This window comes from Saccharopolyspora flava (assembly GCF_900116135.1).
GTDB lineage: Bacteria > Actinomycetota > Actinomycetes > Mycobacteriales > Pseudonocardiaceae > Saccharopolyspora > Saccharopolyspora flava.
Map to the genome: position 1 here is coordinate 52042 of NZ_FOZX01000011.1, position 21540 is coordinate 73581.

18 protein-coding genes and 1 riboswitch are annotated in these 21540 nt (G+C 71.9%); of the genes, 12 read left to right on the forward strand and 6 right to left on the reverse strand.

What is annotated here, in order from left to right:
• Positions 1-329 precede the first annotated feature (329 nt).
• The 10 genes from BM424_RS24565 to BM424_RS24610 all read left to right on the forward strand — a co-directional run bounded on the left by BM424_RS24565 (position 330) and on the right by BM424_RS24610 (position 10967).
• Positions 330-806, forward strand: coding sequence for a bifunctional nuclease family protein (locus BM424_RS24565; protein WP_093422794.1), 477 nt, complete (start codon positions 330-332; stop codon positions 804-806).
• A gap of 281 nt (positions 807-1087) precedes the next feature.
• On the forward strand, positions 1088-1666 hold the full coding sequence (locus tag BM424_RS24570) for a MerR family transcriptional regulator (protein WP_093422575.1): 579 nt from the start codon (positions 1088-1090) through the stop codon (positions 1664-1666).
• A 103-nt stretch (positions 1667-1769) separates the two neighbouring features.
• A riboswitch (glycine riboswitch) is annotated at positions 1770-1872 on the forward strand.
• Between the two features lie 163 nt (positions 1873-2035).
• On the forward strand, positions 2036-4921 hold the full coding sequence (gcvP, locus tag BM424_RS24575) for an aminomethyl-transferring glycine dehydrogenase (protein WP_093422577.1): 2886 nt from the start codon (positions 2036-2038) through the stop codon (positions 4919-4921).
• Between the two features lie 84 nt (positions 4922-5005).
• A complete protein-coding gene (locus BM424_RS24580) occupies positions 5006-5275 on the forward strand; it encodes a HesB/YadR/YfhF-family protein (protein WP_093422580.1) in 270 nt (89 codons plus the stop codon).
• A 230-nt stretch (positions 5276-5505) separates the two neighbouring features.
• The gene (locus BM424_RS24585; protein ID WP_093422796.1) at positions 5506-6174 is read left to right on the forward strand and encodes an energy-coupling factor ABC transporter permease; all 669 of its coding nucleotides are present in this window, start codon (positions 5506-5508) and stop codon (positions 6172-6174) included.
• Entirely contained in the window at positions 6171-6506 is a 336-nt protein-coding gene (locus tag BM424_RS24590; protein WP_093422582.1) for a PDGLE domain-containing protein, read from the forward strand. The genes BM424_RS24585 and BM424_RS24590 overlap by 4 nt, the downstream gene beginning before the upstream one ends.
• A gap of 1 nt (position 6507) precedes the next feature.
• The gene (gene cbiQ, locus BM424_RS24595) at positions 6508-7275 is read left to right on the forward strand and encodes a cobalt ECF transporter T component CbiQ (protein ID WP_093422585.1); all 768 of its coding nucleotides are present in this window, start codon (positions 6508-6510) and stop codon (positions 7273-7275) included.
• The gene (locus tag BM424_RS24600; RefSeq protein ID WP_245776105.1) at positions 7272-8054 is read left to right on the forward strand and encodes an energy-coupling factor ABC transporter ATP-binding protein; all 783 of its coding nucleotides are present in this window, start codon (positions 7272-7274) and stop codon (positions 8052-8054) included. Before cbiQ ends, BM424_RS24600 begins: the two co-directional genes overlap by 4 nt.
• Before the next feature lie 68 nt (positions 8055-8122).
• Complete coding sequence (locus BM424_RS24605) at positions 8123-9622, forward strand: class I adenylate-forming enzyme family protein (protein WP_093422590.1); 1500 nt, start codon at positions 8123-8125, stop codon at positions 9620-9622.
• 130 nt (positions 9623-9752) lie between these two features.
• Positions 9753-10967 (forward strand): Bcr/CflA family multidrug efflux MFS transporter, encoded by a 1215-nt coding sequence (locus BM424_RS24610; protein ID WP_093422592.1) that lies wholly within the window; start codon positions 9753-9755, stop codon positions 10965-10967.
• Here the strand turns inward: BM424_RS24610 and BM424_RS24615 are convergent.
• Positions 10951-11868, reverse strand: coding sequence for a LysR family transcriptional regulator (locus BM424_RS24615; RefSeq protein WP_093422595.1), 918 nt, complete (start codon positions 11866-11868; stop codon positions 10951-10953). The genes BM424_RS24610 and BM424_RS24615 overlap by 17 nt on opposite strands.
• Positions 11869-11947: 79 nt before the next feature.
• Here BM424_RS24615 and BM424_RS24620 point away from each other — a divergent pair, with 79 nt between their 5' ends.
• Positions 11948-12862 (forward strand): DMT family transporter, encoded by a 915-nt coding sequence (locus BM424_RS24620; protein WP_175548253.1) that lies wholly within the window; start codon positions 11948-11950, stop codon positions 12860-12862.
• On the opposite strand, the gene BM424_RS24625 is transcribed toward BM424_RS24620, so the two are convergent.
• From BM424_RS24625 to BM424_RS24640, 4 genes are all read right to left on the reverse strand, one after another.
• Positions 12834-13712 (reverse strand): 3-methyladenine DNA glycosylase, encoded by an 879-nt coding sequence (locus BM424_RS24625; RefSeq protein ID WP_093422600.1) that lies wholly within the window; start codon positions 13710-13712, stop codon positions 12834-12836. The genes BM424_RS24620 and BM424_RS24625 overlap by 29 nt on opposite strands.
• Positions 13713-13739: 27 nt before the next feature.
• The gene (locus BM424_RS24630) at positions 13740-15440 is read right to left on the reverse strand and encodes a protein kinase domain-containing protein (protein ID WP_093422602.1); all 1701 of its coding nucleotides are present in this window, start codon (positions 15438-15440) and stop codon (positions 13740-13742) included.
• 217 nt (positions 15441-15657) lie between these two features.
• Complete coding sequence (locus BM424_RS24635; protein WP_093422605.1) at positions 15658-16698, reverse strand: hemolysin family protein; 1041 nt, start codon at positions 16696-16698, stop codon at positions 15658-15660.
• Positions 16695-18032, reverse strand: a complete 1338-nt coding sequence (locus BM424_RS24640) for a hemolysin family protein (RefSeq protein WP_093422799.1) — start codon at positions 18030-18032, stop codon at positions 16695-16697. The genes BM424_RS24635 and BM424_RS24640 overlap by 4 nt, the downstream gene beginning before the upstream one ends.
• Before the next feature lie 423 nt (positions 18033-18455).
• On the opposite strand from BM424_RS24640, the gene BM424_RS24645 reads away from it, so the two are divergent.
• Entirely contained in the window at positions 18456-19934 is a 1479-nt protein-coding gene (locus tag BM424_RS24645) for a peptide MFS transporter (RefSeq protein WP_342742650.1), read from the forward strand.
• 66 nt (positions 19935-20000) lie between these two features.
• On the opposite strand, the gene BM424_RS24650 is transcribed toward BM424_RS24645, so the two are convergent.
• Positions 20001-21518: an alpha/beta hydrolase gene (locus BM424_RS24650; RefSeq protein WP_093422607.1), complete on the reverse strand. Its 1518-nt coding sequence runs from the start codon at positions 21516-21518 to the stop codon at positions 20001-20003.
• Positions 21519-21540: the final 22 nt, after the last annotated feature.

Here is a 21540-nt window from a genome sequence, read left to right on the forward strand (position 1 = left end):
GAGGCAACTGCGCACCCGCGTGCGCGCGACCCCTCCGCACCGGGAATTTCCCGGAACCACAAGCGGTTTCCACAGCACAGCAGGGCATTTCCGGTGGATTCGGTGATCTCCTGCGCGGTGTATCGTGCTGGGTGATGCTCGACGACGAGCTCAGCAGGCGGTCCGGGCCGCGGGCCCCGACTCGCAACGACCGCGACGGTGGGCGGTCCGCAGGGACCGCCGGTCGGAAAGGGCGTGTCCGCCGTATCGCGGGTAGCGTCGGAGGCGCCGGTGCGGGACCCTCGACGGGGGAAGTCACGCTTCGGCGCGCTGGAGGAGGCGATGTGACGATGAGCAGCGAGATGCGCGTCGTCGGCGTGCGAGTGGAACTACCGGCGAACCAGCCGATCCTGCTGTTGCGCGAGGCCGAGGGCGAGCGCTACCTGCCGATCTGGATCGGGTCGGTGGAGGCGACGGCCATCGCCCTGGAGCAGCAGGGCGTGCGGCCCCAGCGGCCGCTGACCCACGACCTGCTCAAGGACGTCATCGGCGCCCTGGGCCGGGATCTGGAGCAGGTGCGGATCACGGATCTGCAGGAGGGCACGTTCTTCGCCGAGCTGGTGTTCGACGGCGATGTGCGGGTGTCGGCGCGGCCGAGCGACTCGGTGGCGCTGGCGTTGCGCATCGGAGTGCCGATCCACGCCGACGAGTCGGTCCTCGACGAGGCCGGGCTGATCATCCCGGACGAGCAGGAGGACGAGGTCGAGAAGTTCCGCGAGTTCCTCGACTCGGTCTCCCCGGAGGACTTCCGCGGCGCGGACACGTGAGCGCGCCGGACGTGGCGGACCAGCGGTCCTAGGCCGAACAGACCACCCCGGCCCCCGAGTTGCACGAGCGGCTCGGGGGCCGGATCTTGTGCGAGGCGAACGAGAGCGCGGGCCTCCCGCGCGTCGCGTTGACCCGCTTGCTGAGCAGGCCTACCTTCGGAAGTACGCGAATTGCCCCGGTGTGATTCAGCCGGTGTACGGCTTCGCGGCCCCGGATCGCCCACGGTCCGGGAGCTGGTGATCGTCGTCGTCGGCTGCGGGCCGGACGAGGGGAGGCAGGCGTGGTGGAGCAAGCGGCGAACGCGGATGCCGAAGCTGCCGAGCAGGGTGAGCTGTTCCCCGACGCTTCGGCTTCCGACGAACTGGTCGGGTATCGCGGGCCGGCGGCCTGCCAGATCGCCGGCATCACCTACAGACAGCTGGACTACTGGGCGCGCACCAAGCTCGTCGGCCCGTCCATCCGCGGCGCGGCCGGGTCGGGTTCCCAGCGGCTGTACTCCTTCAAGGACATCCTGGTGCTCAAGGTGGTCAAGCGACTGCTCGACACCGGGGTCTCGCTGCACAACATCCGGGTCGCGGTGGAGCACCTGCGCAAGCGCGGCGTGCAGGACCTGGCGAAGCTGACGCTGTTCAGCGACGGCACCACGGTCTACGAGTGCACCTCCGCGGAGGAGGTGGTCGACCTGCTCCAGGGCGGCCAGGGAGTGTTCGGCATCGCCGTCAGCGGAGCGATGCGCGAGATCAGCGGCACGATCCACGAGTTCCCCGCCGAGCGCGCCGACGGCGGCGAGAACATCGAGTCGGCCATGACCGACGAGCTCGCGGCCCGCCGCCGCGACCGCCAGGCCGAGACCGGCTGAACCTGACCGGCCGCACCTGCGCGAGCACCCTCGGCCATCTGTGCGGTAGACGACATTGATGGTCTGATAAGCGCGGTTGATCGGGTACTCTGAGCGGCATCGCCGACCCCGTGCGGGAGAGTCCGGTCCTGGCTTTGGCCAGGGCAGGCGCCGAAGGAGCAACTCTCCCCGACAACCTCTCAGGCCACCTGGACCGCACGGGCGAGATACCTCTGGAAAGCGGGCACACCCACCAGGTGCGCCCCGCCGACGGTGCAAGCCCGGCCCGCCGGGTGAAGCTCTCAGGCGTTCGCTTCGCGAACGGGGACAGAGGGGGAGAGCAGCGTGAGCTGCCGCCCTTTGTTCGCCGCGATGATTGAGGTTTTGGCGATGACCGACGCGACGCACGACCGCATCCCACTTGCCGCGCTGGAGCACGGAAGGCCGTTCGCGGACCGCCACGTCGGGCCGATGCCCGCCGAGCTGGCCCGCATGCTCGACGTCATCGGCGTCGGCTCCCTGGAGGAGCTGGGCCAGAAGGCCGTCCCGGACACCATCCGCGAGTCCGACCTGCAGCTGTCGCTGCCGGACCCGGCCACCGAGACCGAGGCGCTGGCCGAGCTGCGCGAGCTCGCGGGCCGCTGCACCCCGCACACCGAGATGATCGGGCTCGGCTACTACGGCACGATCACCCCGCCGGTGATCCTGCGCAACGTGCTGGAGAGCCCCGCCTGGTACACCGCCTACACGCCCTACCAGCCGGAGATCTCGCAGGGCCGGCTCGAGGCGCTGCTGAACTTCCAGACGATGGTCGCCGACCTGACCGGCGTGCCGGTGTCCAACGCCTCGATGCTCGACGAGGCCACCGCTGCGGCCGAGGGCATGACCCTGGTGCGCCGCGCGGGCAAGTCGAAGTCGCCGCGCTTCCTGGTCGACGCCGACACGCTGCCGCAGACCATCGCCGTCATCGAGACCCGCGCCGAGCCGCTGGGCATCGAGGTCGTGGTGGCCGACCTGTCGGCCGGTGAGCTGCCGGAGGGCGAGTTCTTCGGCGCCCTGCTGTCCTACCCGGGCGCCTCCGGCGCGGTGCGCGACCACGAGGCGCTGATCGGCGCGATCCACGAGCGCGGCGCCAAGGTCGTGGTGGCCACCGACCTGCTCGCGCTGACCCTGCTGCGCGCGCCCGGCGAGATCGGTGCCGACGTGGTCGTGGGCTCCACCCAGCGCTTCGGCGTGCCGATGGGCTTCGGCGGCCCGCACGCCGGGTTCATGGCCGTGGCCAAGGGCCTGGAGCGGCAGCTGCCCGGCCGCCTGGTCGGCGTGAGCACCGACGCCGACGGCAACCAGGCCTACCGGCTCGCGCTGCAGACCCGCGAGCAGCACATCCGCCGCGAGAAGGCCACCAGCAACATCTGCACCGCGCAGGTCCTGCTGGCCGTGGTCGCCTCGATGTACGCGGTCTACCACGGTCCCGACGGGCTCAAGGCGATCGCGACTCGCGCGCACCGGATGGCCAGCGTGCTCGCCGCCGGCCTGCGCAAGGGTGGCGTGGAGGTCGTGCACGCGGAGTTCTTCGACACCGTGCTCGCGCGCGTCCCGGGCAAGGCCGACGACGTGGTGGCCGCGGCCCGCCGGGCCGGGGTGAACCTGCGCCGCGTCGACGCCGACCACGTCGGCATCAGCTGCGACGAGACCACCACCCGCGCCCACCTGGCCACCGTGTGGGAGGCCTTCGGCCTGACCGGCGACGTCGACGCGCTCGACGCCGACACCCCCGACGCGCTGCCGAGCGCGCTGGCGCGCACCTCCGAATACCTGACGCACCCGGTGTTCCGCACCCACCGCTCGGAGACCTCGCTGCTGCGCTACCTGCGGCAGCTCTCCGACAAGGACATCGCGCTGGACCGCAGCATGATCCCGCTGGGCTCGTGCACGATGAAGCTCAACGCGACCGCGGAGATGGAGCCGATCACCTGGCCGGAGTTCTCCTCGCTGCACCCGTTCGCGCCCGCCGAGGACGCCGAGGGGCTGCTCAAGGTCGTCTCCGACCTGCAGGACTGGCTCGCCGAGGTCACCGGCTACGACGCGGTCAGCCTGCAGCCCAACGCGGGCAGCCAGGGCGAGTTCGCCGGGCTGCTGGCCATCCGCGCCTACCACCACAACCGTGGTGAGACCGCGCGCGAGGTGTGCCTGATCCCGGCCAGCGCGCACGGCACCAACGCCGCCAGCGCCGTCATGGCCGGCATGCGGGTGGTCGTGGTGCGCTGCGACGAGCAGGGCAACATCGAGATGGAGCACCTGCGCGAACTGGTCGGCAAGCACGCCGAGGACCTCGCCGCGATCATGATCACCTACCCGTCGACGCACGGCGTCTACGAGGACACCGTGCGCGAGGTGTGCGGGCTGGTGCACGACGCGGGCGGCCAGGTCTACGTCGACGGCGCGAACCTCAACGCGCTGATCGGCCTGGCCCGGATGGGCAAGTTCGGCTCCGACGTCTCGCACCTGAACCTGCACAAGACGTTCTGCATCCCGCACGGCGGTGGTGGTCCGGGCGTCGGCCCGATCGGGGTGCGCGAGCACCTGGCGCCGTTCCTGCCGAACCACCCGCTGCAGCCCGCCGCCGGTCCCGGCACCGGTGTCGGCCCGATCAGCGCCGCTCCGTGGGGCAGCGCCTCGATCCTGCCGATCTCCTGGGCCTACGTGCGGATGATGGGCGCCGACGGGCTGCGCCGGGCGACGCTGACCGCGGTCGCCTCGGCCAACTACGTGGCCCGCAGGCTCGGCGAGTACTTCCCGGTGCTCTACACCGGCGCGGGCGGCTTCGTCGCCCACGAGTGCATCCTGGACCTGCGCCAGATCAGCAAGACCAGCGGCATCAGCGTCGACGACGTGGCCAAGCGGCTCGCCGACTACGGCATCCACGCGCCGACCATGTCGTTCCCGGTCGCGGGCACGCTGATGGTCGAGCCGACGGAGAGCGAGAACCTCGCCGAGCTGGACCGCTTCTGCGAGGCGATGATCGCCATCCGCGCCGAGATCGACAAGGTCGTGGCCGGGCAGTGGCCCGCCGACGACAACCCGCTGGTCGGCGCCCCGCACACGGCCGCCAGCCTCGCCCAGGAGTGGCGCCACGCCTACTCCCGCGAGGAGGCCGCCTACCCGCTGGGCACCGACGCGATCAAGGTGTTCCCGCCGGTCCGCCGGATCGACGGGGCCAAGGGCGACCGGAACCTGGTGTGCTCGTGCCCTCCGTTGGAGGCCTACCAGAGCTGAGTCGGCGGGTCGGTTTGCGCGCGCGGTCGCGCCGGTGACACGGTGGCCCCTTCAACCGACCGGCTCCGAGAGGAGTTGAGCACCATGCTCACCATCAGTGAGAGCGCCGTGGAGGTCATCAAGCTCGTCCTCGTCGGCGGCGACTCTCCGGCCAGCTCGGGCTTGCGCATCGCGCCGGCCGGGGAGGGGCTGCAGGCGTCGATCGCCGAGTCGCCCCAGGAGGGGGACGAAGTGATCGAGGAGAACGGGGTCCGGGTCTTCCTGGAGAAGGAGGTCTCCGAGCTCCTCGGTGACAAGACGCTCGACGCGGAGAAGGACAGCAACGGCGAACTCGCGCTCGCCGTGCGCGACTGACCTGCCGGCCGGGCGGTCCCGCAACCGGGACCGCCCGGCCGGGCTCGTGAGCCGTCGACCCGGGTGGAATGCCCGGGTCGACGGCTTTTTTCGCACAGGATTGCGACGAGCGCCTCTTGCCACCATCTGGTGATAGCGGGTGATCGGCAACTACCCTGGATCGGCGGTAGTCCCGCAGGGGGACCTCCGGTTCGGGGAGAGGAAGGCCAGTGCCGACCACGACGCTCGCGATGCACATGAGCGACGGGCTGCTCAACGCCCAGACGGCGGTGCTGTTCGCCGTCGTGGCGATAGCCGGCCTCGCGGTGGCGCTGGTGCGCGCGCGGGCCGACCTCGACGACCGCACGGCCCCGATGGCCGGACTCGTGGCGGCGTTCGTCTTCGCCGCCCAGATGATCAACTTCCCGGTGCTGCCGGGCGTCAGCGGGCACCTGCTGGGCGGGGCGCTGGCCGCGATCCTGGCCGGGCCGTGGGTCGGGGCGCTGTGCGTGGCGATCGTGCTGGTCGTGCAGTCGCTGCTGTTCGCCGACGGCGGCCTGACGATGCTCGGCGCCAACATCACCAACATGGCGCTGATCGGCACCGCCGTGGGCTACCTGGTGGCCCTGGCGCTGCGCCGCTTCGCCGCGCGCAGCCGGGCCGGCCTGCTGACCACCGCGTTCGTCGCCGCCTGGGTCAACACCGTGGTCGCCTCCTGCGGCTTCCTCCTCGAGTACGCCATCGGCGGCGACGCCGGGTTCGGCCTGGCCACCGTGTCGGTGGCGATGGTCGGCGTGCACTGCCTGATCGGCCTCGGCGAGGGGCTGATCACCGCCGCCACCGTCGGCGCCGTGGCCGCCGCCCGACCGGATCTCGTGCACCTGCTGCGCGGTGTCCGCACCCAGGAGGTCGTCCGATGAAGCGCTTTCTGCTGATCTTCGCCCTGGTCGTGCTCGCCGTCGCCGGGGGCGTGGCCTACTTCGCCGACTCCGACCCCGACGGCCTCGACGCCGTGACCCAGCGGGGGTGCTCGGTCGTGCGAACCGAGCAGGGCGAGTCGCTGGAGGGCAAGTGCATCGCCCAGCACGCGGGCGACCACGCGCTCGGCGACGGCCCGCTGACCGACTACACCGTCGGCGGCGACGACCGGTTCACCGGCGTCGCCGGGATCATCGGGGCCGTCGTGACGCTGGCCGCGGCCGGAGGCCTGTTCTGGGGCCTGCGCCGCCGATCCGGGTCGGGGGAGGCCTGAGATGGGTGCCGGGCACGCCCACGCCCTGCACCTGCCCGGTGCCACGGTGCTGCACCGGCTCGACCCGCACGTCAAGATCACCGCTGCGTTCCTGCTGGTCCTGTGCGTGGTGGCCACGCCGCGCGAGCACTTCGCCGCCTTCGCCGGGTACGCGGTCGTGCTGGCCGCGCTGGCGGCGCTCGGCCGGATCCCGCCGCGCTGGATGCTGACCCGCCTGCTCATCGAGGTGCCGTTCGTGGTGCTGGCGCTGCTGCTGCCGTTCACCGCGGGCGGCCCGACCACCGAGGTCGCCGGGCTGGCGCTGTCCACCGAGGGGCTGCTGGCCGGGTTCAACATCCTGGTCAAGGGAACGCTCGGGCTGGGCACCTCGCTGCTGCTCGCGGCCACCACCGCGCCCCGCGAGATCGTGCTGGGACTGCAGCGGCTGCGCGCCCCGAAGCTGGTGATCACCATCATCACGCTGATGCTGCGCTACGCCGAGGTGATCGTCGCCGAGGCCGGGCGGATGCGCGTCGCCCGGATCTCCCGGGGCCACGACCCGCGCTTCGCCTGGCAGGTCGGGGCGACCGCGCGCGGGGTGGGCAGCCTGTTCATCCGCTCCTACGAGCGCGGCGAGCGCGTGCACCTGGCGATGCTCTCGCGCGGCTGGAGCGGCGAGATGCCCGAGCTCGAACCCGCTCGCCGCACCTCGTGGAAGACGTGGAGCCTCGGCCTGACCGCGCCCGCGGCGGCGGCCGTCGTCCTGGGGGTGTCGTGGTGGACCGCGTGACCGAGCAACCGGCTGCTGAGCAGACCACCGCGGCGGGCGAATCGCCGGGCACCCCGGCCCTGGAGATCAGCGGCCTGGCCCACGCCTACCCGGACGGCCACCGCGCGCTGCACGAGGTGGACCTGCGGGTCGACCCGGGGGAGCGGGTCGCCGTGCTGGGACCCAACGGCGCGGGCAAGACGACCCTGACGCTGCACCTCAACGGCGTGCTGCGGCCCACCGCGGGCAGCATCAGCGTCGGCGGGCTGCCGGTGGAGCCCCGGCACCTCAAGGAGATCCGGCGCCGGGTGGGCCTGGTGTTCCAGGACCCCGACGACCAGCTGTTCATGCCCACCGTCCGCGAGGACGTCGCGTTCGGGCCCGCCAACTTCGGCGCCCGCGGCGCCGACCTCGAACAGCGCGTCCAGCAGGCACTCGACGCGGTCGGCATGGCCGAGCACGGGCACCGCTCGCCGCTGCACCTCTCCGGCGGCCAGCGCAAGCGGGTCGCGCTGGCGGCGGTGCTGGCCTGCCAACCCGAGCTGCTGGTGCTCGACGAGCCCTCGGCGAACCTGGAACCCGTGGCGCGCCGCGAACTCGCCGAAGTGCTGCTCGCGGTCGGCGGGACGATGCTCATGGTCACCCACGACCTGCCCTACGCCCTGCAGCTGTGCCCGCGCAGCGTGATCATCGACCACGGCCGGGTCGTCGCCGACGCGCCGACCGCCGAGCTGCTGGCCGACGAGGCGCTGCTCGCCGAACACCGCCTGGAGCTGCCGTTCGGGTTCCGCGTGCCGTGACCGCTTGACCCCGCACATCCGGCGGGCGACCGTGATCGCGCGGTCGCACTCGACGGGGAGGTCAGGCGATGTTCGACGAGTCCGGCATCGAACGCGACGAGCACGGCATCGCCCGCTACACCGGGCTGCCCGACTCGCTGGTGGACATGCTGCGCGCGAGCGTCGAGCGCTTCGGCGACCGCGAGGCGCTGGTGGAGGTCGACGGCGGTCGGCTGACCTACCGGGAGCTGTGGCACCGGGCCTCCCGGGTCGCCGGCGGGCTGCGCGCCGCCGGGATCGGGCGCGGCGACCGGGTCGCCAACCTGCTGCCCGCGGGCGTGGACTGGGTGCTGACCTTCCTCGGCACCCAGCTCGCCGGGGCCATCGCGGTGCCGGTCAACACCCGCTTCGCCCCGCCCGAGATCGACTACGTGCTCACTGACTCCGGCGCGGCGTTCACCGTCCGGCCCGAGGACCCGCTGCCCGACGGCGAGCCGCACGTCGTCGACGACCTCTCCCGCGACGAGGTGGCGGCGATCTTCTACACCAGCGGCACCACCGGGCTGCCCAAAGGTGCGATGACCACCCACGAGAACTTCCTGTCCAACGTGGAGAACGTCTGCCGCGCCAAGGGTATCGACGCCGAAACCGGTTGGAGCACGCGCAATCTCGTGTCGGTTCCGCTGTTCCACGTGACCGGCTGCAACACCCAGCTGCTGCTGCAGCTGTCCTTCGGCGGGGCGACCGTGATCCTGCCGAAGTTCGACGTGCGGCGGTTCCTCGAGGTCATCGCCGCCGAGCGGATCACCATGTTCACCACCGTGCCCGCGATCTACGCGCTGGCGCTCAAGCAACCCGACTTCGCCGAGTTCGACGTCAGCTCGGTCCGGCACGTCTCCTACGGCGGCGCGCCGATGGCGCCCGCGCTGGTCGAGCGGATCAAGGCCGCGTTCCCGCAGGCCCGGGTCGGCAACGGGTTCGGGCTCACCGAGACCTCGTCGATCGCCACGTTCCTGCCGCACGAGCACTCGGTGGAGCACGCCGACTCGGTCGGGTTCCCGGCGCCGGTCGTCGACGTGGCGGTGCGCGAGCCCGACCCGGACACCGGCGTCGGCGAACTGCTGATCCGCGGGCCCAACGTGGTGGCCGGCTACTGGAACAAGCCCGAGGCCACCGCCGCGACCTTCGTCGACGGCTGGCTGCGCACCGGCGACCTGGCGCGCGTGTCCGACGAGGGGCTGGTCCACCTGGCCGACCGCGCCAAGGACGTCATCAACCGCGGCGGCGAGAACGTCTACTCCGTCGAGGTCGAGAACGCGCTGGCGACGGTGCCCGGCGTGGTGGAGGCCGCAGTGGTCGGCGTCCCGGACGAGGTGATGGGGGAGAAGGTGGGCGCGGTGATCGTCGCCGACGAGACCTTCGACGCCGCGCAGCTTCCCGCGCGGCTGGCCGACCGGCTCGCGGACTTCAAGATCCCGCAGTTCGTGCACCTCAGCGACCAGCCGCTGCCGCGCAACCCCGGCGGCAAGCTGCTCAAGCGCGAGCTGCGCGGCACCACCGGCTGGCAGGGCCCGCTCTGGGGCCGGTGAGCCCCCTCACCGCGTGCGGGCGCGGCCAGCGGTGATCGTCTCGTGCGACGAACGACTCATCGCCGCCGTCGTCGGACCCGGGTTACCGTGACCCCCGAAGTGGTTTGCGGGGCGAACGATCGAGGGTGGGATGGCTGAGTCGTCGCGGGCGAAGTTCGCGCTGATCCTGGGCGGGATGTCGGCGTTCGGGCCGCTGTCGATGGACATGTACCTGCCCGCGCTCCCGGCGATCGCCGGCGAGCTGCACGCCGGAGCCTCCCAGGTGCAGCTGTCGCTGATGGCCTGCACGACCGGTCTCGCGCTGGGGCAGCTGGTGATGGGCCCGCTGTCGGACACCTACGGCCGCCGCCGCCCGCTGCTGATCGGCGTCGTCGTGTTCGCCCTCGCCTCGCTGGCCTGCGCCCTGGCCCCGTCGGCCTACGCGCTGGCCGCGCTGCGGCTGGTGCAGGGCTTCGGCGGCGCGGCCGGCATCGTCATCGCTCGCGCGGTCGTCCGCGACCTGTTCTCCGGGGTCGCGCTCGCCAAGTTCTTCTCGCTGCTGATGCTGGTCAACGGCGTGGTGCCGGTGCTGGCCCCGGTGCTCGGCGGCCAGCTGCTGCGGCTGACCTCGTGGCGCGGGGTGTTCGTGACGCTGTGCGCGATCGGCGCCGCTCTGCTGGTGGCGGCCCTGCTCGCGCTGCCCGAGACGCTGCCGCAGGAGCAGCGCAGGCCCGGCAGCCTCCCGCAGACCCTGCGCACGTTCTGCACGCTGCTGCGCGACCGCTCGTTCGTCGGCTTCGCCCTGTCGGCGTCGCTGGCCTTCGCCGCGATGTTCGCCTACATCTCCGGCTCGTCGTTCGTGCTGCAGGACGTGCACCGGCTGTCGCCGCAGATGTTCAGCCTGGTCTTCGGCGTGAACTCGATCGGCATCGTCACCATGGGCCAGATCAACGGCCTGCTGGTGGGCAAGGTCGATTCGCGACGGCTGCTGGCGATCGGGCTGGGCGGCAACGCCGTCGGCGGCGTCTCGGTGGCCGTCTCGACCGTGCTGGGCCTGGGCCTCCCGGCGCTGCTGCCCGCGCTGTTCGTGACCGTGGCCAGCATCGGCCTGGTCTTCCCCAACGCCACCGCGCTGGCCCTGTCCGGCCACCGCGAGATGGCCGGGAGCGCCTCGGCGCTGCTGGGCGTGCTGCAGTTCATGATCGGCGGCCTGGTCTCGCCGCTGGTCGGCATCGCGGGCTCGCACACCGAGGTGCCGATGGGCCTGGTGATGGGCACGCTGTCGCTGTCGGCGGTGCTGGTCTTCGTCGTCCTCGCCCGGCGTCGTAGTGAGGAGACCGCGGAACCCGTCACGAGCGCGGGCTGAGCTCACCGCCGACCGCTGCGCGCAGCGCGGCGAACGCCGCCTGAACCGCGGGCCGGTCGGCGGTGTCGGACCGCCAGGCGGCGAACACCCGCCGCGTTGGCGGCCGGTGCAGCGACGCCAGCGCCACCCCGTCCGGCACAGGGCCTCGCCCCAGCCTCGGGACCAGTGCGATGCCCAGCCCGGCGGCGACCAGCGCCAGGAACGTCTGGTGCTCGCTCGCGGCGTGGGCGACGGAGAACCCGCAGCCGCGTTCGCGCAGTTCCCGGGTCAGCCATGCGTGCGCGCGCACGCCGGGTTCCCAGGAGATCCAGGACTCGTCCGCGCACTCGGCCAGATCGATCGGCCCCGCTTCCGAGATGAGCCGGTGCGAAGTGGGCAGCGCCAGGTCGGAGACGTCGTCGATGAGGTGCGCGGCGTCGACGCCGTCGGGTAGCGGAGGCCGGGCGAGGTCCCACTCGTCGATGACCGCCAGGTCGATGTCCCCGCGCACCAGGAGCTCCAGCGCCGCCGTGGGGTCGTGCTCGCGGGACTCCAGTCGCAGGTCGGGGTGGTGCCGCCGGAGGTGATGCAGCGCCGCGGGCAGGATCGCGCGGGTCGCCGTCGCGAACGCCGCCACCGCCATGCGCCCGGTCACCCGGCCGCGCTGGGCCTCCAACGCGGTCTCGGCAGCGGTGATGCGCGTGAGGATCTCCTCGGTGCGTTCCACGAGCAGGTGGCCTGCGTCGGTCAGCACCACGCCCCGACCCCGGCGGACCAGCAGCGGCTGACCCACCTCGCGTTCGAGGCGCGCCAGCTGCTGCGAGAGCGCGGACTGGGTGAGGTGCAGCGCCGCCGCGGCCGCGCTGATCGTCCCGTGGCGCGCGACCGCGTGCAGGGAACGAGCCCGAACCACGTCGAACATAGAAGCAATGCTAATGGAACAGGGCAAGAAACATTAGCTTGTCCTGGAGCGCGCGGGCGGAGTCCCGAGCATGGAGGACATGGCTTCCGCGCAGCACGCTCCGGGTCCGTTCGCCGTCCGCGACTGGTTCCTGCTCCTCGCCTCCGCCGCGGGGTGGGGCACGTCGTTCCTGTTCATCAAGATCGGAGCCGAGGACTTCGCCCCGGCGACCGTGGCGTGGCTGCGTTTGCTGTTCGGGGCGGCGGCGCTGGCCCTGGTACCCGCCGCGCGGGTTCCGCTGCGGGTACCTCGGGACCGGTGGTCGGTGGTGCTGCTCGGGCTGGTGTGGATGGCGGTGCCGTTCGTGCTGTTCCCCGCCGCTGAGCGGACGATCCCGTCGGCGCTGGCCGGAATGATCAACGGCTCGGCGCCGCTGTTCACGGTCCTCATCGCGATGCTGGTGACGCGCAAGAGCCCGGGAACGCACCTGTCGTTCGGACTGGCCGTGGGGTTCCTCGGGGTCGTCGCCGTGAACCTGCCCGAGATCACCGGAGGTGGCAGCGCGACCGGTGTCCTCATGGTGCTGGGCGCGACGGCGCTCTACGGCGTCGCGTTCAACCTGACCGGACCTCTGCAGGCGCGCAACGGAGCGCTGCCCGTGATCTGGCGCGCGCAGCTGGCGGCCCTCGTGCTCTCCACGCCCGCCGGGCTGCTCGGGCTGGGCGCTTCCACGCCCACCCCGACCGCTCTCGCCGCCGTCGCGGTGCTCGGAATCATCAGCACCGGAGTGGCTTTCGCGTGCTTCGCCACGCTGGTCGGGCGAGTCGGGGCCGCCCGGGCCTCCCTCGCCACCTACCTGGTGCCCGTCGTCGCGGTGCTCATCGGAGCCGTGGCGGGAGAACCCCTGCGGCCGCTGTCGCTGGTGGGCGTCGTGCTCGTGCTGGCCGGGGCGTACCTGTCCGCACGCGTTCCCCGCCGGGCCGAGGTCACGCCGGCTGGGGTGAGCCCCAGGTGAGCAGGTCGCGGCAGGTGTCGATGAGGCGGGAGCGCAGGACCGCCGCCTCGTCGGCGAACTCGCGCTGGCGGCGGACGTACTCGGCGCGGCCCTGCGGGGTCTCGATCGCCACCGGCTCGTAGCCCAGCTCGCCGAGGTCGTAGGGGCTCGCGCACATGTCCAGCTCGCGCACCCGCACCGCCAGCTCGAAGCAGTCGGCCAGCAGCTCACCCGGCACGAACGGGTCGAGCTTGTAGGCCCACTTGAACAAATCCATGTTCGCGTGCAGGCAGCCCGGCTGCTCCAGCCGGACCTGGTCGGCGCGCGAGGGCTGCAGCGCGTTGAGCGGGCGGGCCTGCGGGGTGAAGAACCGGAACGCGTCGTGGTGCGTGCAGCTGATCGGCATCGACTCCACGACCTCGTCGGTGCCCCGGTGCCCGAGCCGCAGCGGCCACCCGGCGTGCCGGACGTCGCCCGGCTCGGTGCGGTAGACCATCGCCCACTCGTGCAGGCCGAAGCAGCCCAGCCGGGCCGGGCGGGACGCGGTGGCGCTGAGCAGGCCGAGGATGAACTCCGCCGAGTCGCGGCGCTTGTCGGTCAGCGCAGCCGGATCCAGCGCCACGCCCTCGGGGGTGTCGGTGAAACCCTTGCGGGACAGGAACTCCCGGCCGTTCTCCAGCGCCACGCCCACCCCGGGCTGCCAGCGCTCCAAGCGGGCCGGGCGGAACGAGTAGTAGGTGAACAGGAAGTCCAGCACCGGGTGCTTGCGCTGGTGGTGCTGCCGCTGCCGGTGCGGGACCGTCCAATGCGACACCCGCTCCCGGTGGGCGCTCTGCCGCTCCCGCCACTCCTGCTCGCTCAACACCAACATCGCTGGTCAGGGTACCGAAGCGGGGAACTAGCGAGCGAACTGCACCCAGTCCAGCTGCAGCGCCTCGCCACCCACGTCGGAGCTCACCACCAGGTAGACCACGTGCGTGCCGGTGACGGGCCGGGTGAGGGCGGTCTCCAGGGTGGCCCAGCCGCGGGTGGGCACGATCTGGATCTGCCCGACCTTCTCGCCGTTGGTGGTGTCCAGCCGGACCGACACCGCGGCATGGGCCGTGGCCGGAACCGAGCTGCGGAACCGGGCCTTGATCTTCCGCGCGGCGTTGGTCCCGAAGTCCACGGCGTCGAACCGCAGCACGTGCCCGGACGGCAGCGGCCCGGCGAAGGTGGTGCCCTGGTAGGTGGCCGTGGAGATCCTCGGTCCTGCCCATCCGGCCACCTCGGCCTGGATCTGCCGGTAGGCGTCGCCGATCGGTTCGCTGCGCTTCAGCGACGAATCCGGCCCCGGCGGCTCGCTCTGACCGACCAGGAACCCGAACGTCGCGGCCCCGGTGACCAGCGCGAGCGTCACCGAGCCCGCGATGATCGTGGTCCGGCCGAAGCGGCGCTTCGGCGCGGGCGTTTCGGGGGTGGGGGAAGTTTTCATGAAAACTTCCCCTTCATCCGCAACAGCACCCCGCGGCCACGCCCCGGACTGCGCGGGCAGGTTCGGCTGCGCCGCGCGCACCTGCTGCGGCGGGATCCACGGCCGCGAGCGGTCCTGCGAGGAACCGGCCGGGGTGGCCCCCGGGCGCGGCTGCGACGGCGGGGTCGGTGCCACGTGCGGGATGGACTGGCGGCGATCGGCCTGCCGCGCGGGTCTGTACGGCGCCATCGAGGGTGGTGACGGGGGAGCCGGGGGCGTCTGGATGCGCTCGGTGGCGGCCGGGGTGTTGGGGTCCAGCAGCGGCTCGAACGGTTCGTCGCCGGCCGAGCGGACGATCTCGTGCAGCCTGCGGCGCACCTCCACCAGCGGCATCCGCCGCTCCGGGTCCTTGACCAGCAGACCGCCCAGGACCTCGCCGATCGGGCCGGTCTGGTGGTGGCGGGGGAGCGGGCCGTGCACGATCGCGCTGATGGTGACCAGCGGGTCGTTGGTCTTGTCGTAGGGCGGGCGGCCCTCCGCCGCCGAGTACAGCGTGGCGCCCAGCCCCCACAGGTCGGCGTAGGCGTCGAGGGTGCCGCGGCGGGCGATCTCCGGCGGCAGGTACGCGGGCGTGCCCAGCAGCACCTCGGAGCGGGTCATGGTCGTCTCGGCGACGTTGCGGGACAGGCCGAAGTCGGCCAGCTTGACCTGCCCGCGCGGGCCCAGCAGCACGTTGCCGGGCTTGACGTCGCGGTGCACGATCCCGACCCGGTGCGCGGCGTCGAGCGCGGCCGCCACCCCGTCGATCATCACGGCCAGCTGGTAGTGGTTGAGCGCGCGGTGCCGCTTGAGGATCGCCGACAGGCTCTGGCCCGGGACCAGCTCCATGACCACGTACGGGCTGCCGCCCTCGCGCGCCACGTCGTAGAGCATCACGGTGTTGGGGTGGCTCAGCGTGGCCATCGCGCGTGCCTCGCGCAGCGCGCGTTCGCGGAGGTCGGCGGCCTCCTCCTCGGGCACGTTCGCGGGCAGGTGCAGCTCCTTGACCGCCACCGGTCGCTCCAGGAGCTCGTCCGTCCCGGACCAGACGTAGCCCATCCCGCCCTTGCCGATGGTGCGGTCCAGCCGGTATCTGCCGCCGACCACGCGGCCCGAAGTCGATGTGTCCGCGTGGGACGGCGAGAGCTGATCATCTCGCACGCGTGGACACTACCGAGTGAGCTCTCCCGTCCGCGCCGGGGGCATCCCCCGCGCGAACTGGGAAAACGGGATTTCGCGGCCGTTCGGGCGGGCCCGCTGCCCCGGGGTTTCCGCCGAAGTTGGGCCAGATGGGCGAGGCGCGGGGCCACCGCGCCTCGCCCGCTCAGTGCACGTGCGTGCCGTCGCGGACCGTGCCGACGTACTCCTCGACGAGGTCCTCCAGCGCCACGACGCCGACCGCCACGCCTCCCGCGTCCACCGCCGCGGCCAGGTGGCTGCCCGCCCGGCGCAGCGAGGCCATCGCCTCGTCCAGCCGCGCGGTGACCGGCACCGTCGGAAGATCGCGCCTGCGCGCGTCGGCGATGGGCGTGCCCGGGTCGTCGCCCGCCTGGTCCAGCACGTCCTTGACGTGCAGGTAGCCCAGCAGCCTGCCGTCGTCGCCGCGCACCGGGAAGCGGGAGAAGCCGGTGTCGGCCACCAGCCGCTCCACGTCGCCCAGCGTCGGACGGCCCGGCAGCGTCGTGACCTCCTGCAGCGGCACCAGCACGTCGGCGACGGTGTGCTCCACCGACGACAGCGTCTGGGCGAGCCTGCGGTGCTCGGACTGCTCCAGCAGTCCCTCGCGCCGCGACTCCACCAGCAGCTCGGCCAGCTCCGCCGAGGTGTAGGCCGTCTCCAGCTCGTCCTTCGGCTCGACCCGCAGCAGCTTGAGCACCGCGTTGGCCATCATGTTGAACAGCGCGATGAACGGCCGCGCCAGCTGCACGAACCCGACGAGCGCCGGCACCAGCCACAGCGCCATCCGCTCCGGCTCGGCCAGCGCGAGGTTCTTCGGGACCATCTCGCCGACCAGCACGTGCAGCACCACCACGATCGCCAGCGCGATCGTGAACGCCACCGCGTGCGTGACGGCCGCCGGGATGCCCAGCGCGGTGAACGGGGCCTCCAGGGTGTGCGCGACGGCGGGTTCGCCGAGGCGCCCCAGTCCCAGCGAGCACAGCGTGATGCCCAGCTGCGCGCTGGTGAGCATCAGCGAGCCCTCCTGGCTCGCCTTGATCACCGTGCGGGCCCGGCCGACGCCCTGCGCCAGCAGCGCCTCCAGGCGGTCGCGGCGGGACGACAGCAGCGAGAACTCCGCGCCCACGAACAGCGCGTTGAGCGCCAGCAGGAGCACGCCGAGCAGCAGTGCGAAGGAGTCGCTCATCGGAGGGCCTCCTTCGCCTCGGTGTGCGCGGGCTGCTTGGTCAGGCGCAGCTCGGCGATGCGGTGCTTGTCCATGCGCATGACGGTCAGCCGCCAGCCGTCGAGGTCGAGCTTGTCGCCGACGGTCGGGATCCGGCCCAGCCGCCACAGCAGCAGACCGGCCACCGTCTCGTAGTCGCCCTCGGGCATCTGGAAGCCGGTGGCCTCGGCGAGCTCGTCGGGGCGCAGCAGGCCGGAGATCAGCCAGGAGTCGTCGCCGAGCCTGCGCACGGCGGCGATCTCCAGCCGGTCGTGCTCGTCGCGGACGTCGCCGATGATCTCCTCGACCACGTCCTCCAGGCTGACGATCCCGGCGGTGCCGCCGTACTCGTCGACCACGACCGCCAGCTGCAGGCCGGAGCCGCGCAGCCGGTTGAGCAGCGCGTCGCCGTCCAGCGTGGCCGGAACGGTCGGAACCGGGCGGGTCAGGGTCTCCACCCGCGTGGTCTCGCGGCGATCGGCCGGGATGCCGAAGGCCTGCTTGACGTGCACGACGCCGTGGACGTCGTCGAGATCGCCGCCGTGCACCGGGAATCGCGAGAAACCGGTGCGGCGGGCGAGGTCCAGCAGGTCCACGACCGTCTCGCCGACCTGCAGCGAGGCGACCTTGACGCGCGGGGTCATCAGCTCCTCGGCGGTGCGGTCGCCGAAGCGCAGCGAGCGGTCCATCAGCCGGGCCGTGGACTCGTCGAGCGTGCCGTGCTCGGCGCTGGACCGCACGATCGAGCCGAGCTCGTCGGGGGAGCGCGCCGAGCGCAGCTCCTCCTGCGGCTCGATGCCGAGCCTGCGCACCACCCAGTTCGCGCTGTTGTTCATGGCGTCGATGAGCCACTTGAACACCTGCGAGAAGCGGGCGTGGTAGCCGGACACGGTGCGCGCGGTCGGCAGCGGGCGGGCGATCGCGAGGTTCTTCGGCACCATCTCGCCGAAGACCATCGACAGCGCCGTCGCCAGCAGGATCGCCAGCGCCAGCGAGACGCCCTCGGCCACGCCCAGCGGCAGGCCTATCAGGGTCATCACCGGCTGGATCAGGTCACCGATGAGCGGCTCGGCCACGTAACCGGTGATCAGCGTGGTCAGCGTGATCGCGACCTGGGCGCCGGAGAGCTGGAAGGACAGGGTGCGGTGGGCTCGCTGCACGGCCCGGGCGCGCTTGTCGCCCACCGAGTGGACGTGGGCGTCCACGGTGGAGCGCTCCAGCGAGGTCAGCGAGAACTCCGCCGCGACCGCCAGAGCCGTGCCCAGGGTGAGGACGGCGATGAACAGGAGGCCGACGACGGCCAGCAGGATGTCGATCAACCCTCGGCCCGCCTCGTGCTCGCGACCGTGGATCGGGGGGAGCCGGGTCTGCTACCCGGCTCGGTACTGCTTCCCTCGGGGGATTGTGCCGCAGGCACTGAAGTGCTCACTCCCGTGAATAGAAAAGACCGACTCGGAATTGGGTCATACCGAGTATACCGGGAGATCCGGTGTGCTTTCGGTAGCGCCACGATCACGATTCGCGGCTTTCCCGGAGTTGTCGGCAACGGGTCAGGCGTGCGTCCCGAGCCGACGCGCGGCAACCTTCTCACCAGGCGCGTTGGCCTCGAGGGGAGTCCGTTGTGGCCGGTCGGTGGCTGGTTCTCGCCCCGATGGTCTGATCCAGACTACCTAGAAGTAACCTGCGTCAAACGTCGTCGCGGTCACCGCCGCGCTGAACAATCACGAGAGGACGTGATCGTGAGCACACCCACGGTTGCGGACGCGCCGCAGAAGGGTTTCTTCGGTCACCCGCGCGGTTTGTTGACGCTGTTCTTCACCGAGATGTGGGAGCGGTTCTCCTACTACGGCATGCGCGCCATCCTGGCGTACTACCTGTACTACGCCGTCTCCGAAGGCGGGCTGGGGATACCCGAGTCCACGGCGCTCTCGGTGGTCGGCGTCTACGGCGCCTCGGTCTACATGACCGGTGTCCTCGGCGGCTGGCTCGCGGACCGGATCATGGGCGCGCAGAAGGCGGTCCTGTACGGCGGCGTGATCATCATGCTCGGCCACATCGGACTGGCGCTGCCCGGCGGCATGACCACCGTGCTCATCGGGCTCGTGCTGCTGGTGATCGGTACCGGTCTGCTCAAGCCCAACGTCTCGGGCCTGGTCGGCACCCTCTACAGCGCCGACGACAACCGGCGCGACGCCGGTTTCTCGATCTACTACATGGGCATCAACCTCGGTGCCTTCGTCGCCCCGTTCGTGGTGGGCACCCTCGGCGAGAAGGTCAGCTGGCACCTCGGCTTCGGCGTCGCCGCGGTCGGCATGGCGCTGGGCCTGATCCAGTACGTCGTCGGGCAGAAGCACCTCGGCAGCGGCGGCCGCGAACCGGTCAACCCGCTGCCCGCCGAGCACAAGGGCCGCGTCCTGGGCCGCGCCGGCGGCATCGCGCTGGTGTTCGTGCTGGTGCTGGTCGGCCTGTCGGTCAGCGGCGTGATGGGCCTGGACGGCCTGGTCAACCTGATCAGCATCATCTCGGCGGTGCTGCCGATCGCCTACTTCGCCGTGATGCTCTCCAGCAAGGAGATCACCAAGGTCGAGCGCGACCGGCTGATCGCCTACATCCCGCTGTTCCTGGCCACCGCCCTGTTCTTCCTGCTGTTCGAGCAGCAGCCGAACACCCTGGCGAACCTGGCCGAGGCCGACACCGACCTCAACGTCCTCGGGTTCGCGATCCCGGCGTCCTGGTTCCAGTCGGTCAACCCGCTGACGATCATCATCCTCGCGCCGGTCATGGCGACCCTGTGGATGAAGCTCGGCTCGCGGCAGCCCTCCACCCCGCAGAAGTTCGTCGGCGGTCTGTTCTTCGTCGCCGTGTCGTTCCTGTGGGTCGTGCTGTCGAAGTTCGTCGCCGGCGACGACGGCAAGCACCTGCCGATCATGCTGGCCCTGGTGTTCGTGATCATGACCGTGGGTGAGCTCATGCTCTCGCCGGTCGGCCTGTCGGCCACCACGAAGCTGGCGCCGAAGGTGTTCGCCTCGCAGATGATGGGTCTGTACTGGCTCGCGCCCGCGATGGGCCAGGGCCTGGGCGCCCAGGTGGTCAAGATGTACTCGGTGGACAACCAGCAGATGTACTTCGCGATCATCGGTGTCGCCACGATCGCCTGCGCCGGACTGCTCCTGCTGTCGGCGCGCAGCATCAAGCGCTACATGCACGGCGTGCTCTGACGCGCTGATCCGCGAAGAAGGCCGGTCCCCGCTCGGGGGACCGGCCTTCTTCGCGTTCGGGCGGGTTCAGCGCAGGTCGTAGGTGCGGGACTCGCGCGTCTCCGGGGCCGCCGGGTCGGGCTCCGGGTGACCGGGGATCGCGACGTCCCGCGGCGGCAGCGTCCCGCGGACCAGGTAGTCGGCGCCGATCCGGTCGGCCTCGGCGTTGCCCGCCAGCGCCCACACGCCGTGCTTGCCCGCGTCCCGCTCGGTGACCAGCACCGACGACGGCAGCGAGCGGTGCATCTCGACCGCTCCGGCGTACGGGGTGGCCACGTCGTGCTCGGAGTTGAACATCAGCACCGGCGGCAGGTCCGCGCCGGTGATCTTCGTGGGCTCCTGCCGGGGTGCCTGCCAGGTCCGGCACGGAGCCACGGTCCAGCTGTTGAACCACGCGGCGAACGGGTGCTGGACGGCGACCTGCCGGGAGTCGCGCTCCCACTCCGCGCGCCGGGTCGGCCACGGCGCGTCGGCGCACTCCACCGCGTTGTAGATGGCGTTGCCGTTCTCGGCCAGCGCGTCCTTCGGCTCCACCATCGCCGCCAGCGCCCGGTCGTCGCCGCGCAGCTGGAAGTCCGCCAGGCCCTGGGCCAGCGGCTGCCAGGACGACTCGCCGTAGAGGGCGTTGAAGCTGATCTCGATCAGCTCGGAGGGGCCCAGCGGGCCGCGCGGGGCCCTGCGCAGCTCGGCGCGGGTGCGCTCCCAGGCGGCCTCGACCTGCCTGCGGTCGGTGCCCAGGTGGAACACCGGGTCGTGGCGGGCGACCCAGTCGAAGAAGTGCTCCAGGCGCTGCTGCGCGGCCACGTCCTGCGCCAGGTTGTTGCCGTACCAGATCTCCGAGGTGTCCGGGTTGACCGAGCTGTCCAGGATCATCCGGTCCACCCGCTGCGGGAACAGCTGCCCGTAGACCGCGCCCAGGTAGGTGCCGTAGGAGTAGCCCAGGAAGCTGATCTTCTGCTCGCCCAGCGCGGCCCGGATGGCGTCCATGTCGCGGGCGTTGGTGGGCGTGTTCAGGTGCGGCAGGTACTTGCCCGCGCGCTGGGCGCAGCCGTTCGCGTAGGCCTCGGCCCGCTGCCAGTTCGCCTCGCGGGTGGTGGGGGAGTCCGGGTCGGGCAGCGGGTTGGCCCAGTACGAGGCCGGGTCGACGCAGTGGATCGGGGCGCTGTGCGCGGTGTTGCGGGTGTCGAAGCCGATCAGGTCGTAGGAGTCGCGGACCTCCGGCGGCACGAGACCCGCCAGCGTGCCCGCGAAGTCGACGCCCGGCCCGCCCGGGCCTCCGGGGTTGACCAGCAGCGATCCCTTGCGGGCCTGCGGGTTGCGGGCCGGCAGCTTGGAGACCAGCAGCGGGATCCGCTCGCCACCCGGGTTCGCGTGGTCCAGCGGCACCTCGACGGTGGCGCAGGTCAGCTGCGGGTACGGCGTGGCCACGTCCTGCGGGCACGGGCCGAACCGCGGGGCCGGCTGCGCGACGGCGGTGCCGGTCGCCGCGGGGACGACGGCCAGCGCGGCCACCGCCGCCAGGCCGAGCGCGATCGAACGCTTCACGGGGGCTCCTCACAGGCGTGCA

Coding starts and splice junctions, on each gene's coding strand:
- BM424_RS24565 (WP_093422794.1), top strand. CDS start 330: ATGAGCAGCGAGATGCGCGTCGTCGGCGTGCGAGTGGAACTACCGGCG.
- gcvP (WP_093422577.1), top strand. CDS start 2,036: ATGACCGACGCGACGCACGACCGCATCCCACTTGCCGCGCTGGAGCAC.
- BM424_RS24580 (WP_093422580.1), top strand. CDS start 5,006: ATGCTCACCATCAGTGAGAGCGCCGTGGAGGTCATCAAGCTCGTCCTC.
- BM424_RS24585 (WP_093422796.1), top strand. CDS start 5,506: ATGCACATGAGCGACGGGCTGCTCAACGCCCAGACGGCGGTGCTGTTC.
- BM424_RS24590 (WP_093422582.1), top strand. CDS start 6,171: ATGAAGCGCTTTCTGCTGATCTTCGCCCTGGTCGTGCTCGCCGTCGCC.
- cbiQ (WP_093422585.1), top strand. CDS start 6,508: ATGGGTGCCGGGCACGCCCACGCCCTGCACCTGCCCGGTGCCACGGTG.
- BM424_RS24605 (WP_093422590.1), top strand. CDS start 8,123: ATGTTCGACGAGTCCGGCATCGAACGCGACGAGCACGGCATCGCCCGC.
- BM424_RS24610 (WP_093422592.1), top strand. CDS start 9,753: ATGGCTGAGTCGTCGCGGGCGAAGTTCGCGCTGATCCTGGGCGGGATG.
- BM424_RS24615 (WP_093422595.1), bottom strand. CDS start 11,868: ATGTTCGACGTGGTTCGGGCTCGTTCCCTGCACGCGGTCGCGCGCCAC.
- BM424_RS24620 (WP_175548253.1), top strand. CDS start 11,948: ATGGCTTCCGCGCAGCACGCTCCGGGTCCGTTCGCCGTCCGCGACTGG.
- BM424_RS24625 (WP_093422600.1), bottom strand. CDS start 13,712: ATGTTGGTGTTGAGCGAGCAGGAGTGGCGGGAGCGGCAGAGCGCCCAC.
- BM424_RS24635 (WP_093422605.1), bottom strand. CDS start 16,698: ATGAGCGACTCCTTCGCACTGCTGCTCGGCGTGCTCCTGCTGGCGCTC.